Annotated in this window: 14 protein-coding genes and 1 pseudogene; 7 read left to right on the forward strand and 8 right to left on the reverse strand. The window is 51.7% G+C overall.

Translation table 11 applies throughout. The features are described from left to right. Window positions 1-81: 81 nt before the first annotated feature. Genes HPC37_RS07840 through HPC37_RS07850 form a run of 3 tightly spaced genes read right to left on the reverse strand, consistent with a single transcriptional unit; the run spans window position 82 to window position 4,961 of the window. Window positions 82-3,168, reverse strand: coding sequence for an efflux RND transporter permease subunit (locus HPC37_RS07840; RefSeq protein ID WP_208122605.1), 3,087 nt, complete (start codon window positions 3,166-3,168; stop codon window positions 82-84). Between the two features lie 11 nt (window positions 3,169-3,179). Then, window positions 3,180-4,373, reverse strand: coding sequence for an efflux RND transporter periplasmic adaptor subunit (locus HPC37_RS07845; protein ID WP_208122606.1), 1,194 nt, complete (start codon window positions 4,371-4,373; stop codon window positions 3,180-3,182). 18 nt (window positions 4,374-4,391) lie between these two features. Continuing rightward, complete coding sequence (locus HPC37_RS07850) at window positions 4,392-4,961, reverse strand: TetR/AcrR family transcriptional regulator (RefSeq protein ID WP_208122607.1); 570 nt, start codon at window positions 4,959-4,961, stop codon at window positions 4,392-4,394. Between the two features lie 248 nt (window positions 4,962-5,209). Here HPC37_RS07850 and HPC37_RS07855 point away from each other — a divergent pair, with 248 nt between their 5' ends. The 7 genes and pseudogenes from HPC37_RS07855 to HPC37_RS07885 all read left to right on the forward strand — a co-directional run bounded on the left by HPC37_RS07855 (window position 5,210) and on the right by HPC37_RS07885 (window position 11,985). Beyond that, window positions 5,210-5,494, forward strand: coding sequence for a chaperone NapD (locus HPC37_RS07855; RefSeq protein WP_208122608.1), 285 nt, complete (start codon window positions 5,210-5,212; stop codon window positions 5,492-5,494). Further along, window positions 5,494-7,971: a nitrate reductase catalytic subunit NapA gene (napA, locus tag HPC37_RS07860; protein WP_208122609.1), complete on the forward strand. Its 2,478-nt coding sequence runs from the start codon at window positions 5,494-5,496 to the stop codon at window positions 7,969-7,971. The genes HPC37_RS07855 and napA overlap by 1 nt, the downstream gene beginning before the upstream one ends. Window positions 7,972-7,978: 7 nt before the next feature. Further along, window positions 7,979-8,728 (forward strand): annotated as a pseudogene (gene napG / locus HPC37_RS07865) (ferredoxin-type protein NapG). Next, entirely contained in the window at window positions 8,728-9,585 is an 858-nt protein-coding gene (gene napH / locus HPC37_RS07870) for a quinol dehydrogenase ferredoxin subunit NapH (protein WP_208122610.1), read from the forward strand. The pseudogene napG and the gene napH overlap by 1 nt, the downstream one beginning before the upstream one ends. A gap of 33 nt (window positions 9,586-9,618) precedes the next feature. Further along, window positions 9,619-10,035: a nitrate reductase cytochrome c-type subunit gene (locus HPC37_RS07875; protein WP_235961632.1), complete on the forward strand. Its 417-nt coding sequence runs from the start codon at window positions 9,619-9,621 to the stop codon at window positions 10,033-10,035. Further along, window positions 10,035-10,634, forward strand: a complete 600-nt coding sequence (locus HPC37_RS07880) for a cytochrome c3 family protein (protein WP_208122612.1) — start codon at window positions 10,035-10,037, stop codon at window positions 10,632-10,634. The genes HPC37_RS07875 and HPC37_RS07880 overlap by 1 nt, the downstream gene beginning before the upstream one ends. Window positions 10,635-10,776: 142 nt before the next feature. Then, complete coding sequence (locus HPC37_RS07885; RefSeq protein WP_208122613.1) at window positions 10,777-11,985, forward strand: transferrin-binding protein-like solute binding protein; 1,209 nt, start codon at window positions 10,777-10,779, stop codon at window positions 11,983-11,985. Between the two features lie 64 nt (window positions 11,986-12,049). Here the strand turns inward: HPC37_RS07885 and HPC37_RS07890 are convergent, their stop codons facing one another. From HPC37_RS07890 to HPC37_RS07910, 5 genes are all read right to left on the reverse strand, one after another. Continuing rightward, window positions 12,050-12,763 (reverse strand): DUF4198 domain-containing protein, encoded by a 714-nt coding sequence (locus tag HPC37_RS07890; protein WP_208122614.1) that lies wholly within the window; start codon window positions 12,761-12,763, stop codon window positions 12,050-12,052. An 87-nt stretch (window positions 12,764-12,850) separates the two neighbouring features. Beyond that, a complete protein-coding gene (locus tag HPC37_RS07895; protein WP_208122615.1) occupies window positions 12,851-13,627 on the reverse strand; it encodes an ABC transporter permease in 777 nt (258 codons plus the stop codon). Further along, window positions 13,624-14,262 (reverse strand): ABC transporter ATP-binding protein, encoded by a 639-nt coding sequence (locus tag HPC37_RS07900; RefSeq protein WP_208122616.1) that lies wholly within the window; start codon window positions 14,260-14,262, stop codon window positions 13,624-13,626. Before HPC37_RS07900 ends, HPC37_RS07895 begins: the two co-directional genes overlap by 4 nt. A gap of 99 nt (window positions 14,263-14,361) precedes the next feature. Then, entirely contained in the window at window positions 14,362-15,306 is a 945-nt protein-coding gene (gene coaA / locus HPC37_RS07905; RefSeq protein ID WP_208122617.1) for a type I pantothenate kinase, read from the reverse strand. 30 nt (window positions 15,307-15,336) lie between these two features. Beyond that, entirely contained in the window at window positions 15,337-16,110 is a 774-nt protein-coding gene (locus HPC37_RS07910; protein WP_208122649.1) for a Cof-type HAD-IIB family hydrolase, read from the reverse strand. Between the last annotated feature and the right edge of the window lie 69 nt (window positions 16,111-16,179).

A 16,179-nucleotide genomic window follows, 5' to 3' on the forward strand; every position in this document is an offset into this window, starting at 1 on the left:
ACCCGCCGCAGGCGGAACTGCGATAGTCATGACGGAGTGATGAAAGACGAAAAAACCTGCCGGTGGCAGGTTTTTTTTTAATTAGTGATGCTCTTCTAGCGGTGGTTGGGTTTCATCAAACTCAGGCAGTGGTTTGTGCTCGGTGGCGATGAAGCTGTAAATCACCGGCAGGATAAACAACGTAAATAGTGTCCCGATCGCCAAGCCTGCGATGATGACCGCGCCAATGCTAAAGCGGGAGACGGCGCCGGCGCCCGCGGCTAAGAGCAGTGGGATGAGGCCGGCTATCATCGCCGCGGTGGTCATCAAAATTGGGCGAAGACGAATGCGTGCGGCTTCCATAATTGCCTCAATCCGAGTTTTGCCGTGCAATAGCTGCTCTTCTTTAGCGACTTCACACATCAAAATCCCGTGCTTAGTGATGAGCCCCACCAGCGTGATGAGCCCCACCTCGGAATAGATGTTCAGCGTGCTGCCCGCCACGCCCAAAAAGCCGAGCAGGTTGAGCCCCAGCAAAGCGCCAGAGATCGCCAGTGGCACGGAGACGATGATCACCAGCGGGTCGCGGATCGATTCAAACTGAATAGCAAGCACCAAGAAGATGATGATCACCGCCAAGGCGAAGGTGGTGGCCAAGGTGTTGCCCTCTTGCACAAATTGGCGTGACTCACCACGGAAATCGTAGGTGTAGCCTTGCGGCAGCATCTCAGCCCCCGTGGTTTGGAACCATTTCACCGCATCGCCCACGGAGCCTGTTGGCACACCGCTGATAACGGCGGAGTTGAGCTGGTTAAAGCGTGGCAATGACAGTGGCTGGGTTTTCAGCTCAAGGGTGACCAGGCTGCTAAGCGGCACCGCACTGCCATCACTGGCGATGAGGTAGAAATTGTTCATCGATTCAGGATTGAGGCGTTTTTTGCGCTCAATGCCGGAGATGATTTTATACGCACGCCCTTGCAAATCGACACGAGTGACGGTGGCGCTGGAAAGGAAGCTGCCCACAGTCGAGCTGATTTGCGACATGGTGATGCCGTAAGAGTTGGCTTTGTCGCGGTCAATAGACATGGTCATTTCAGCGGTGTCGAATTTCAGGTCGATATTCGAGAAGATAAACTGCCCCGATTTTTGCGCCTCAGCCCAGATGGATTGCGCCACATCAGCGAGGTTGCGGTAGTCATTTGGGGTGGTGATCACAAACGACACTGGCATGCCTTGCTCGCCGGTGTTGATTTCTGGGAATGGGAAGCCAGAGACAGAAATCTCAGGAATATTTTTTGCTTTGGCGTTGAGTTCGTTCATGATCTCCGCTTGGCTGCGACTGCGCTCGCTCCAGTCGACCAAGGTGGCAATCGCCAATGCTTGGTTGGAGGCCGGCACGCCGGAGATCACTTGCGAGAATTGCACTTCTGGGATCTCTTTTAACAGCGCTTCAAATTTTTTCATCGCGGTTTGCACGTAGTCAACATTGCGATCCGCTGAGGTGGTGCCGATAGACAGCAGCGCGCCTTTGTCTTCGCTTGGCGTCAACTCGCTTGAAAGCTGGCTGAAAAGCAGCGGCAGGCTGGCAAAAATCAGCACCGCAAAGCCCAAAATCCATTTGCGACTGTACATCACCACACCCAGCAAGGTGTTGTAGGTGTTGGTCAAGCGGGTGAGAAAACTTTCCACACGACGCTCAAGCCAGCTTGGGTTGGTGTGGGCTTTGAGCAATTTAGAGCACATCATCGGCGAGAGTGTCAGCGCGATGATGCCGGAGATAAACACCGCCCCGGCCAGTGTTAACGCAAACTCTTTAAACAGAGCGCCAGTGATGCCGCCCATTAATGCCATTGGGGAATACACCGCACACAGCGCAATGGTCATGGAAATCACGGGCAGGGCGATTTCACGCGTGCCGATGATGGCGGCGCGAAATGGCGTTTCGCCAAGCTTGATGTGGCGGTCGACGTTTTCAAGCACCACGATGGCATCATCCACCACGAGACCGATGGCGAGAATCATTGCCAGCAGCGTCATCAAGTTAATTGAAAAATCAAATAATTGCAGCAGCATAATCACCCCAATCAACGAGATTGGAATGGTTACCACTGGCACAATCATGGCGCGGAACGAGCCCAAGAACATGGTGATCACCACCAGCACGATCACGGTCGCCTCAAGAATGGTTTTCACCACCTCTTCAATTGAGCTGTTGATGGCGATGGTTTTGTCATACAAAATTTTGGAATCAATGCTCGGCGGCAAGTTGCGCTTAATGGTGTCAAACAACGGATAAATGTTTTTAATCACCGTCAGCGGGTTGGCGCTTGAAGATGGCTCAATGGAGAGCACCACCGCCTCTTTGCCGTTGGCGGCCGCGCGGAAGTCATTGCTCTCTTTGGTCAGCTCGACGGTGGCGATATCACTCAAGTGAATCAAATTATCGCCGTCGGCGTGCACCACCAAATCTTTAAGCTGCTGCACGTCGGTGGTGGTGGTGTTGACTTTGTTTTTAATCACGGTGAACCAGCCGTTGGCGCTGCCGGCGGCGGTTTGCACGTTGTTGCTCGAAAGCGCTTGCATCACCTGTGGCGCGGAGAGCTTGAGGTTGGCCATTTTTTCAGGGTCAAGCCAAATGCGCATGGCATAAGGCGAGCCGCCGAAAATATCTACCTTCGCCACCCCAGGGATGGTGAAAAACTGCGGTTTGACCACGCGCTGAATGTAGTCTGTCACCTGGCTGGAATCGAGCACATCGGAGGTGAAGCTAATATACATCATGCCCGAGCCACCACTCGAGGAGGTGATCACCGGGTCGTTGATCTCTTTTGGTAGGGCTGAACGCACGGAGTTGACCTTGGAGAGCACGTCGGCTAGCGCAGCGTTCGGGTCGGTGTTGAGCTTCATTTTGACCGTGATTAGCGAGCTGCTTTGCTTGCTCGAGGAGGTGATGTAGTCGATATTATCGGCTTGTGCAATCGCCTCTTCCAGCTGTGAGGTCACAAATGCTTGAATCAAATTCGCATCCGCCCCTGGGTAAACCGTGGTGACATTGATAACGGTGGTGGTCATCTCTGGGTATTCACGCACGGTGAGCTTTGAAATCGCCTGCAGCCCAAGGATGATAATCAGCATGCTGATTGCCGCGGCCAGCACAGGGCGGCGAATAAAAATATCAGTAAAACGCATAACCGCAATCCTTATAATCGTGAGCTTTGCGCAGGCTGCTCAGTGCCAGCACCGCTTTGATCTGACACCACCACTAAGCCGCCGTTACTCAAGCGCTGCTGGCCGCCGGTGACAATTTTGTCACCAAATTTCAACGCGCCAGATTTGATGTGGGCATAAATGCCGTAACGGTCAATGGTGTGCACCGTCACCAATTCCACGCGATAAATTTTATCAAGGTCTTGCCGGCCTTGCAGTTTAGCTTTATCTTCATCTGAAAGTGCGGTCAGGCGATAGACGGTTTCGCCATACATATTATAGGTGATCGCCACTTTCGGCAGCACCACTTGGTCGTGCTCGGTGTTGAGCGCCACGCGCAGGCGGGCAAACATGCCGGAGAGCAGCTTGCCGCGGGTGTTTTCCACACTGGCTTGCAGCTGCACCAAACCGCTGTTAGCGTTGATGGCCGGCTCAATGGCGGAGATTTTCGCCTCAAAGGTTTCCCCCGTGAAGGCATCGGTAGTGACGGTTACTTTTTGTCCAATGTGCAAGTTTTGCAGCTCGTTTTGGCCTAAAGAGAAGTCAATTTTGCTTTTGCTGATGTCTTCTACCCGCACCATCGGTTTGCCGATGGTGACGTATTCACCCACATTGACTTGAATGATCCCAACCGTGCCTGAAAACGGCGCATAAATTTGACGGCGCGCGAGGCTGGCCTTGGCAGCGGCAATGTTGGCTTGCAAGGTTTTGTAGCTTGATTGCGCTTTGTCGAAATCACTTTTTGAGACACTTTTGCTGTTAAGCAAAGTGGAAAAACGCTGGAAGTTGGCTTGCGCGGCAGGCAGTTGTGCTTGAAGTGAGGCGAGATTGGCCTTTTCCACCTCGCTGTCAAGCTCAATAAGCAAATCGCCCGCGTTGACTTGTTGGCCCGCGCTGATCAAAATCGCCTTCACCGTGCCTGCACTTTGTGAGCTGAGCATCGCCCCTTGATTTGGCCGCACGATGCCAGTGGCCTCAATCGCCGGTGTCCATTGGCGCGTTTGCACGTCCATCACCGTCACCGGGTTCACCGGCTCTGGCATGTGGGATAAAAACTCCGCCTTTTTATAAGCTTTGAAAAATTGCAAGCCAATGACGGCTGCAATCACCAATAGTGCGATGAATAAAACCAATTTAAGCACAAAGCGCTTGGACCGTGTTGGCTTTTGCGCGTCATTGTTTGTCATGATATAACTCCGTAAACCTTAAAAACTGATAGCCTGCCAGGTGCGTTTGATCACCTGCTCTAATAATTCGCTGTTGTATTGCTCGTCAAAATAGACCTGGCGAAAGCTCAAATTCATGGCGCTTTCCAAACTTAAAGAAAACAAGATCTCAGCGGGCAGATGACACAGTTGTTTTTGCTTTTTGCCCGCTTTGACAAAGCGATCCCAGCGGTCTTCGCGCACTTTGCACTCTTTGACCAACTCTGAAAAGCCAGGGATATTTTTGTATTGAAAAATGTTTTTCAAAACATATTCATGCTCGTGGCAAAAATGCCACAAATTCCACCACATTTGGCGATATTGATCATAAAGTGCGGTCTGTTCGTCGCAATTTTCACTCAGCGCGTGGTTGATGCGCGTGAATAAATATTTAGCCAAATCCCGCAAAAGTTCATCTTTATTTTTGAAATGAATATAGATTGTGCCGACGGAAATCCCGACCGCACTGGCTATTTTTTGCATGGAAAGTGTGTGTAAGCCCTTTTCTGCCATCAATTTTTCGGTGGCGTTGAGGATTTGCTGTGCTGTTTGTCCTTCTTGCTGATACATAATCGCCCTATACAACGAGGTGAATGAGCGTTCATTTTACTAATAAAATGCCACAGTGCAAGCACATTTTGATTCGTCAAGCCTAATGCGTGAAAAATGCACAGTAAAACCGCACTTTTGCCCCGTTTGGGCTTGATGTAGATCAAGCATCTGTCAATTTTTGTCATAAATACCCCTTATTGGGCATTAATCCCCTTGCACGGTTCAGCGGATAATCAGCAGCGTAAAAAAGTCAAGTGCGGTGCAAAATGACAGCAAAAACCAACAACTCACACTCACAGTGGCATGTTTGCGGCATGGTTGCCCAATGCCACCCGAAAGATATTGCCGCGGTGAAAACCGCACTTTCGGCCTTGACCTTAACCGAGGTCAGCGCCGTGGATGAACAAAATGGCAAATTGGCCGTGGTAATGGAATCGAGCAGCCAGGCCGATTTGTTAGAACGTATGGAGCAAGCGCGCGACATTGACGGCGTGCTGGCCCTTTCTTTGGTGTATCACCAACAAGATCAAGATAATTTGGTGGGGGAATAATGAACTTAACGCGTCGTGAATTTATGAAAGCCAACGCAGCCACCGCAGCCAGCCTGGCTGCGGGGCTGAGCATTCCGGTTGTGAATGTGGCCGCGGCTGATTCATCAATCAAGTGGGACAAAGCCGTTTGCCGCTTTTGTGGCACGGGCTGTAGCGTGCTGGTGGGCACCCAAAATGGCCGTGTGGTGGCCTCACAAGGGGACCCTGATGCCGAGGTAAACCGCGGGCTGAACTGCATTAAAGGCTACTTTTTGCCAAAAATTATGTACGGTAAAGACCGCCTAACCCAGCCGATGCTGCGCATGACCGACGGCAAATACGACAAAAACGGCGAGTTTACTCCAATCAGCTGGGATGAAGCGTTTAAAACCATGGCGGACAAATTCAAAGCCGCGATCGCCAAAAATGGCCGCAACGCCGTGGGCTGCTTCACCTCGGGGCAATCCACTATTTGGGAAGGCTATGCCCTCAACAAACTCTACAAAGCAGGCTTGCGCTCCAACAATGTTGACCCGAACGCCCGTCACTGCATGGCCTCAGCTGCGGTGGCGTTTTTGCGCACCTTCGGGATTGATGAGCCAATGGGCTGCTATGACGACATTGAACACGCCGATGCCTTTGTGCTGTGGGGCTCAAACATGGCGGAAATGCACCCAATTTTGTGGTCGCGCATTACCGATCGCCGCATCTCAAATCCTGAGAGCAAAGTGTTTGCCCTGTCGACCTTTGAAAACCGCTGCTTTGAGCTGGCTGACCACGGTATTGTGTTCAAGCCGCAAAGTGACTTGGCTATTTTGAACTACATCGCCAACTATTTGATTGAGCACGATGCCATCAATTGGGATTTTGTCAACAAACACACCAACTTCAAAAAAGGCGTGACCGACATCGGCTATGGGCTGCGTAACGATCACCCATTGGAGCAAAAAGCGCAAAATTCAGGCAACGGCAAAATGCTCGACAGTGATTTTGAGCAATACAAAGCGCTGGTTGCGGAATACACCTTAGACAAAGCCCACGAAATCAGTGGCGTGCCAAAAGATCAGCTTGAGATGCTGGCGAAATTGTACGCCGATCCGGATAAAAACATCATTTCTTTCTGGACGATGGGCTTCAATCAACACACCCGTGGTGTGTGGGTGAACCACTTGATGTATAACGTGCATTTGCTCACTGGCAAAATCTCCAAACCAGGCTGTGGGCCGTTTTCATTAACCGGCCAGCCGTCTGCTTGCGGCACCGCGCGTGAAGTGGGCACCTTTGCCCACCGCCTGCCAGCGGATATGGTGGTGACCAACGAAAAACACCGCGACATCGCCGAGAAAATCTGGAAATTGCCAAAAGGCACCATTTCCGACAAAGTGGGCTACCACGCCATTTTGCAAGACCGCATGCTCAAAGACCGCAAAATGAATGTGTTGTGGGTGATGTGCAACAACAATATGCAAGCCGGGCCAAACCTCAACCAAGAGCGCCTGCCAGGCTGGCGTGACCCAGAAAACTTTATTATCGTCTCCGACCCCTACCCAACGGCGAGTGCGTTGTCGGCAGATTTGATTTTGCCAACCTCGATGTGGGTTGAAAAAGAAGGCGCCTACGGCAACGCCGAGCGCCGCACCCAATTTTGGCATCAACTGGTGCCGAAAACAGGCGAATCGCGCTCGGATTTGTGGCAAATTGTCGAGTTTTCAAAATATTTCACCACCGATGAAATGTGGGAAGAAGACCTGTTGGCGCAAATGCCAGAATACCGCGGCAAGCGTTTGTACGACATTTTGTTCACCAACGGGCAAGTGGATAAATACCCAAATAGCGAAATTGGGGGTTATCTCAATGATGAGGCTGAACATTTTGGGTATTATATCCAAAAAGGGTTGTTTGAAGAGTATGCCAGCTTTGGCCGCGGCCATGGGCATGATCTTGCGCCGTTTGATATGTATCACAAAGCGCGCGGCTTGCGCTGGCCGGTGGTGGACGGCAAAGAAACGCTGTGGCGCTACCGCGAAGGCTATGACCCGTATGTCAAAGCAGGCGAAGGCGTGCGCTTTTATGGCAAGCCAGACGGCCGTGCGATTATTCTCGGCGTGCCGTATGAGCCACCTGCAGAGATGCCAGATGACGAGTACGATTTGTGGCTCTCCACCGGCCGCGTGCTGGAGCATTGGCACACCGGCACCATGACACGCCGCGTGCCAGAATTGCACCGCGCATTTCCAAACAACTTGGTGTATATGCACCCACTCGATGCCAAAGCGCGCGGCATGCGCCATGGCGACAAAGTGAAAGTGGTTTCTCGTCGTGGTGAAATTGTTAGTTATATTGATACTCGCGGTCGCAACCGCGTGCCGCAAGGCTTGGTGTACACCACCTTTTTTGACGCCGGTCAGTTGGCGAACCGCTTAACGCTCGACGCCACCGACCCAATCTCAAAAGAGACTGACTACAAAAAATGTGCAGTCAAAGTGATTAAGGCATAAGCAAAATATGAAAAAGCCCGTGAACAACCCACAACGACGCCGCGTAATCAAAGACGGCGTACGCACCGCTGGCGCTTTAGCCAGTGTGGGGTTGTTGCTGGCTTTGCAACAAAACAAAGCCAAGCCCGCCAAGGTGTGGCGCTGCGCCCACCATTTGCGCTAAGCGATGACAAAGATTTTGCCAATGCCTGTGTGCGCTGTGGCCAATGCGTGCAAGCCTGCCCTTACGATATGCTGCATCTGGCAGGCTTGCTTTCACCGCTGGAGGCGGGCACGCCATATTTTATCGCGCGCCAAAAGCCGTGTGAAATGTGTGAGGACATCCCGTGTGCGAAGGCCTGCCCAAGCGGCGCGCTGGATGCCACGCAAGATAACATCAACGACGCACGCATGGGGCTTTCCGTGTTGTTAGATCACGAAACCTGCCTCAACTGGCAAGGGTTGCGCTGCGATGTGTGTTACCGTGTGTGCCCGCTGATCGACAAAGCCATCACGCTTGAAAATCAGCACAACTCACGTAGTGACCGCCACGCCAAGCTCATCCCAACAGTGCATTCTGATGCTTGCACTGGCTGCGGCAAGTGTGAAGAGGCCTGCGTCCTGGAAGAGGCGGCGATCAAAGTGCTGCCAATGGCGCTGGCCAAAGGCATGCTCGGCAAACATTATCGCCTCGGCTGGGAAGAAAAGAAAAGCGGGCCACTCGCTGCTCAATCAAGAGATCATCGATTTGCCAACGCGTATGCCGGAGGTGCAATAATGGCCAATGCGATTGAGCACGCTGGGCGTGAAGCGCGGCAAAAACTCGGCTGGTGGCAGGCTAACCGCTTTTTGATTTTGCGCCGTGTATCGCAACTGGCGATTTTGGCAATGTTCTTGGCTGGACCGCACTTTGGCATTTGGCTTTTGCGAGGCAATTATTCCGCCAGCTTATTGCTCGACACCGTGCCACTGACCGACCCGCTGATGCTCGCCGAGAGCCTGGCGACAGGTTATGTGCCCGTGCTCAGCGCCTTGCTCGGTGGGCTGATTGTGATCGCCTTTTATGCCGTGGTGGGCAGCAAAGTGTTTTGTGCTTGGTGCTGCCCGCTCAATGTGGTGACCGATGCTGCCGCTTGGCTGCGGCGCAAGTTGCGCATTCGCCAAAGTGCCAAGCTCAACCGCACTTTGCGTTATGGCATTTTGCTGATGATTTTGCTCGGCTCAGCCATCACCAGCACTATGCTGTGGGAGTGGGTCAACCCCGTTGCGGCATTGGGGCGGGCGCTGATTTATGGCTTTGGCGCGAGCATTTGGCTGCTGTTGGCGATTTTTTTATTTGATTTATTGGTGGTGGAGCACGGCTGGTGTGGGCATTTGTGCCCGATTGGCGCGGCCTACGGCGTGATTGGCGCCAAAGGCGTGCTGCGCGTGCAGGTGATTGACCGCAACCGCTGTGACCGCTGCATGGACTGCATCAACGTCTGCCCTGAACCGCAGGTGTTGCGCAGCCCTCTGTTTGGTGGCGCTGATGAGCGCCCAATGGTTTTAAGCAAAGATTGCATCAGCTGCGGGCGTTGTGTTGACGTGTGCGCTGAATCTGTATTTACCTTTTCAACACGCTTTAATAAAGGTTAGGAGTGACCAATGACGTTGAAAACTGCATTTGTAATGGGGCTTTTGTGTGTGGCCAGCAGTGCGTGGGCCAACACAGACGTAGAGCCGGTGGGCAAAGACATTCAAAGCTCGCCTGAAAACGTGGCGCCGGCATTTCATAATAATCCAAAAGAAACCGAGCCTGCGGCACTGAACTATGTGAATCAGCCACCGATGATCCCACACAGTATTAAAAATTATCAGGTGACTAAAAATCAAAACCAATGCCTCAACTGCCACAGCGTAGCGGCCTCGCGTGCCACAGGTGCGCCACGCATCAGCCCAACGCACTTTGTCAGCCGTGACGGCAAAGTCAGCGGCAGCCTTGCGCCGCGGCGCTATTTCTGTCTTCAATGCCACGTGCCGCAAGCGGAAGTTGAGCCGATTATCGAAAACGAATTTAAACCGCTACCAGGCTATGGGAGCAACTAATGGCTGAGAAAAAACCGAACATCATTACACGTTTTTGGCGTTGGTTTCGCACCCCAAGCAAGCTGGCGATTGGCACGCTGCTGATTATCGGCTTTATCGCAGGGGTTGTATCTTGGGTGGGCTTTAACTACAGCCTGGAGCAAACCAACACAGAAGAGTTCTGCGTCAGCTGCCACAGCAACGACGTTTACCCAGAATACCTGCACACCGCGCATTACCAAAACCGCAGCGGCGTGAAGGCCACTTGCCCAGACTGCCACGTGCCGCACCAATTTGTGCCGAAAATTATCCGCAAATTGAAAGCCAGCCGTGAGGTTTATGCGCACGTGATGGGCTACACCGACACCATCGAAAAATTCAACGCCCGCCGGCTGCACATGGCTGAACGCGAATGGGAACGCATGAAAGAAACCCAATCGCAAGAGTGCCGCAATTGTCACAACTTTGACAACATGGATTTCAGCCAACAAAAATCCGTGGCGGCCAAAATGCACCGTAAAGCGATTGAAAACGGCAACAGCTGCATCGACTGCCACAAAGGCATCGCCCACCAGCTGCCAGACATGAGCGAAGTGAAAGACGCCACCGCCATTCACTAATCCCCTCCTGCCAAGGCTCGCGCCGTGTTGAGCCTTGGCTGACCGCACTTTTAATTATTTCAAGATTTTAAAAAAATGTGTTGATTTGTCATTTTTTGTATATTAAAATCCGCGCTCTTTTTTACCCAAACAAGGATATTAAATGAAAAAAACCTTATTAACCACGCTGTTATGCTCTCTGATGATCACCGCCTGTTCCAGTGGCGGCAGTGATGATGGCCAAAGCAACAGCAATCAAAACACAGAACAACGCGTGAAAGACAAAGCGAAAGCACAAGCCGATAAAGCAGAAAAGAAAGCTCAAGACGCCAAAGCCGATGCCAAAGACAAAGCTGATGAGCTAAAAGACAAAGCCAAAGCAGAAGCTGATAAAGCAGAAGACAAAGCGAAAGACGCCAAAGCTGATGCCAAAGACAAAGCCGATGAGCTGAAAGACAAAGCCAAAGCGGAAGCTGACAAAGCCGAAGAGAAAGCGAAAGGCGCACAAGCCGACGCCAAAGACAAAGCCGATGAGCTGAAAGATAAAGCTAAAGCGGAAGCTGACAAAGCCGAAGAGAAAGCCAAAAACGCGAAAGCCGACGCCAAAGACAAAGCTGATGAGCTAAAAGACAAAGCCAAAGCAGAAGCTGACAAAACAGAAGACAAAGCGAAAGACGCGAAAGCTGACGCTAAAGACAAAGCCGATGAGCTGAAAGACAAAGCCAAAGCGGAAGCTGACAAAGCCGAAGACAAAGCAAAAGATGCTAAAGCCGATGCCAAAGACAAAGCTGATGAGCTCAAAGACAAAGCCGATGAAAAATTGCGTGATGCCAAAATGCCACCGGCGTACATGACAGTAGATGTCAACGGTACTCAAATGGATCTCACTTTGGGTGAAGATGCAGGCATACCTGGATATAATGACCTACGTTATGATGAAAACATCGATAGCCGTTACAGCGCAAATTATCAGCACAGCGTATTTGGTTATGTTATCGATAAAAAAGCAGAAACGAGTAACTTCTTCGCGCAGGGTGAAAGCACGCTCGAGGCGAACATGCCAACGGAAGGCCTCGTCGACTATCACGGTGATGCATTATTCTTCGCTGGTAGCGACTTGCAAGAAGGTAGCGCAAACCTGTCAGCCAATTTTGGTGAAAAAACGGTTGAAGGTGCCATTATTCGTCGCACTGGAGATAAAATCGCCCAATTCCGTGGTGATATTCACGGCAACCGCTTCAGCGCCAATGAAGACGGTTTGAACATGGACGGTGGCTTTTATGGCGAGAGCGCACAAGAAGCGGCAGGCAAGTTTGAAGGCCGCGTACATGATAAAGAGATTACGGGTGCATTTGCCGTTAAACAACAGTAATCATACCCAGATCGCAAAAACCTCACCCTTGGGTGAGGTTTTTTTGTTTCTGACCGCACTTTTATTATTTGGCGGCTTTGAAAGCTAAGGTGCCGGTGAGTTGCAAGGTTTGCGCTTTGTCGTCTTGCAGCTGGTATGGCAGTTTGGCGGTGGCGCCGAGGATTTGGTAGCCGTCTTGCGCTTTGCGCAGTGTCAATTCGGCCACGCCGTCTTTGATGGACACATCGTCAAGGTCGCCGGCTTGGTCTTCAAACTCCACGTTGTTGAACGGCTGGCCGTTGTAGGTGACGAGCACTTTGAGTTTGTCGCCTTCTTTCAAGGTCAACGGGTTGCTCAGCGGGGTTACTTCCAGTTTCAAGCCCACCGGTTTGCTGTAAGTATCATTCCAGGTAAAGATGCTTTTGCCGAGTTTGTAGATGCGGCGAGAGTCAAAAATCACGCCTTGCACCTCGGTGCGCGGTTTGTGAAAATGTTTATCCGCGGTGAAGGTGAAGTAGCCGTAGTCGTATTCTGCGGTCATCAAGCCGACTTTAGCGTTTTCGTCTTTTAAGCTGACGTTGCCGTTTTGGTAGTCAAACCCGACTTTCAGGCGTTTGCCAGCGTTGTCGTAGGCGCTCACGCCGATCACTTGTTGAAAATCCGGCAACTCCCAGTGGTCGTCGGCCCAAAATTGGATGCCGTAGCCTTGATCGGTATGCACTGGGAACAAATTATGCGCGTTGGCCGCGGTGGCGAACAGCCCTGCAAAGGCGAGGGCGTAGAGTGATTTGAGTTTCATTGAAATGTCCTTTTGTGAATAAATTGCAAAAGGATATTATCACGAATGATAACTATTATCAAAATATAAAGTGCGGTTGACCGCACTTTATCGTGGCAAGGTGATTTGATTGCGATCGTTATACAACGAGCGGTAACCAAAATGCAGCGCGCCGAACAGCGACAGGCTGACCACGGTGCAAATGGCGATCATAATCGCGATTTGATACAACACCGCGGTGCTCGGCAAGGTGCCTGAGAGAATTTGGCCCGTCATCATGCCTGGCAGGGCGATAATCCCCATCCCAACCATCGAGTTGAGGGTGGGCAAAAGTGCGGTTTCCAGCGCTTGGTTGACATACGGCAGCAAAATCTTCTCTGGCGTCACGCCGAAATTGAGCAGCGTGCTGATTTTGTCGTTTTCGCTGCGCAGACTCTCGCGGAAGGTTTTCAGGCCTAAGTTAAGTGCGGTCATGGCGTTACCCATCATCATGCCGCCTAGGGGGATGACATACTGCGGGTTGAAGAGATCTTGATTGGCCACCACCAGCACAAAAAAGGCCAAAATCGACAAGCCCGAGCCGCTCAACGACAGCGCCACCGCCAGTTTAAAGCGTGGGTTGAGCATCGGGTTTTTCGACAGTACGCGGTGGATCGCAAAGGCGATCATCGCCGCCACATACGCCAGTGTAAACAGCGGATTTTCATGCCCGAAAATATACGTCAGCACCCAGCCGGCGATGATGAGCTGCACCGTCATGCGCAAGCTGGCGACAAACAACAGCCGTGTTTGCGCGATGTTGTTTTTCTTCATCACATAAAGGACGATCAAAAGCAGCAGATAAACCAAGCTGAAGTTCAGCAGATTCATGCTCACCGTGTTCATGCGCCCTCCTTGTGGATGTGAATACTATTTTGTGCAAAGCGCTGCACCAGTGGCTCGTCGTGGCTGATCACGATCGGCGTGATGCCCTCGCGCTGGCAAAAGGCGAGCACATCGCCCACCACTTGCGTGGCCAAGCGTTCATCCAGTGCCGAGGTTGGCTCGTCAAGCAGCAACACGGTCGGTTTGAGGCTCAAGGCGATGGCGATAAACACCCGCTGCTGCTCGCCGCCTGAAAGGTGGCTGCAGTCACTGTCCAACCCAAACTGTTGCGCTTGGCTGAGAGCTAAATAGGGTGCCATTTCCTCATCACTGAGCGGCACCTTGCCCAAGTAGTGATAAAACTGGTTGAAATTATCCCGAATGCTGCCCGGGAAGAGATAAAGCCGCTGGTTGACCAGCAAGATCTCACGGCGCAGGGTGATGGTGTCAAGGGTGGCGATATCCTGCCCTTGATAAAAAATCGTGCCACTAAAGGGCGTGAGCGTGGCGTTGAGCAGGCGAAACAGCGTGCTTTTGCCCGCACCGCTGGGGCCTTGCAAAAACGTGACCTGCCCTGGCGCAATGCTGACGTTCGGGTATCGCAGGCAGGTTTGTGCTGAATAGCATAGGTTATCCAGCCGAATCAGTGCATCCATAAAATATCCTTACAAAATCTGCTACTATTAAGCCAAATTTAGCGGATAATTTCAAACACATTTACCCAACCGCACTTTGCTTTTGGCGCCACGCGTGGGCTATTTGCGTAATTTGACTTGGGCGATTTTGTGGTTGGCGCCTTTAACCAAAATCAGATTGGCGCGCTCGCGGCTTGGTAAGATATTTTCACGCAAGTTGAGGCCGTTGATCTCGTCCCAAATTTGGTTCGCCGTGGCCACCGCCTCGTCTTCGGAGAGCTTGGAATAGTGATGGAAATAGGAGTTCGGGTCACTAAAGGCGCTTTTACGGAAGTTGAGAAAGCGCTTGATATACCAGCTTTTCAGCAGTGATTCTTTGGCATCGACAAAAATGGAGAAATCGACAAAATCAGAGACAAACAGCCGATCGGGGTTTTTGGCGTGATGAGCGCTGGTTTGCAGCACGTTGAGGCCTTCTAAAATCAAGATATCCGGCTGGTCAACCACGTTGAATTGGTTGGGGATGATGTCATAGGTCAAGTGCGAATAAATCGGCGCTTTCACCTCACGCTTGCCAGATTTGATATCCGAGATAAATTGAATCAAGCGCTGGGTGTCATAGGAAATCGGGAAGCCCTTTTTGTGCAGCAAATCGTGTTGTTGCAAATGCGCTAAGGGATATAAAAAGCCGTCGGTTGTGATCAAATCCACCTTGCGCGGTTGTGGCCAGCGGCTAAGCAGGGATTGCAAAATCCGCGCACTGGTGCTTTTGCCCACCGATACGCTGCCGGCGATACTGATGATATAGGGCACGTTGGCGGATTTCACGCCTAAAAAGCGGTGCAACACTGCTTGGCGGGCGAGGTTTTCTTCAATAAAATAGTTGACCAAACGGGTCAGCGGCAAGTAAATGGTGCTGACCTCATCCAATGACAGCTCTTCGTTGAACCCCAGCAGCGGCTCTAAGTCTTGCTCGGTGAGCGTCATCGGCACACTTTTACGCAACGCCGCCCACTGCGGGCGGTTGAATTCCATAAAGGGTGTGTATTTTTGGTCAGCTTTCATCGGGTATCCTCTGTTCTGACGGTCATAGTATCACGAGTTGGTGATTAAACCTAAGTGCAAAAGTGCATTTTTTAACCCGTCTTGTTCAATATCGCCACAGACATAATCCGCCTTGGCTTTAAGCTGCGCATGGCCATTGCCCATCGCCACACCAAAGCCGACCGCACTGATCATTTCCAAATCATTCAAGCCGTCGCCAAAGGCCACCGCGTTTTTCGCCTCCAGGTTGAAGTGCGATAGCACCGCTTGAATGCCGCGTGCCTTCGAGCCATCACGGCTGAGCACATCGACGGCGTCGTCATGCCAGCGCACCACGCGCAGGCGTGATTGCAACAGCGGCGCACGAGCCACTTGCGCATCTTGGCTGGCGTCATAAAACGCCAGCATTTGATAAACCGCACTTTGCTGATAAAAATCAGGGTCAACGATATAACGCTCGGTAATCGGGCGCAGGGCGTTGTCCACTTTGGCTGTTTGGCGATTGACCGCGATAGCCTCATGGCCAACAAAGGCGTAATCAATCCCAAGGCGGGTGAAAAACGCCACCATCTCTTCAATCTCGCTTTGCGCCAGCGGGAAGCTGGCGAGCGGTTGCCCTTGGTAGCAGTTGTATTGGCCGTTAATACTAACAAAAAGATCGATTGGCAGTTCGGCGATAAGTTGGTCAATTTGTGCCGGCAGCGCGCACAACGCACGCCCTGTTGCAATGGCAGGGATGATGCCATTGGCCTTTAACTGCGCCAGCGCGGGCGCAACCGAGCTTGGCAGGGTGTTTTTGTGTTTGATGTATAAGGTTTCGTCGATGTCAAAAAGACAATTTTAATCTGGTCGGGTGAAAGCATAAAATCCGTTATGTCGCTTGCAAAGCGGGCA

Origin of the sequence: Spirabiliibacterium mucosae (assembly GCF_014884965.1) — a bacterium.
Lineage (GTDB): Bacteria > Pseudomonadota > Gammaproteobacteria > Enterobacterales > Pasteurellaceae > Spirabiliibacterium > Spirabiliibacterium mucosae.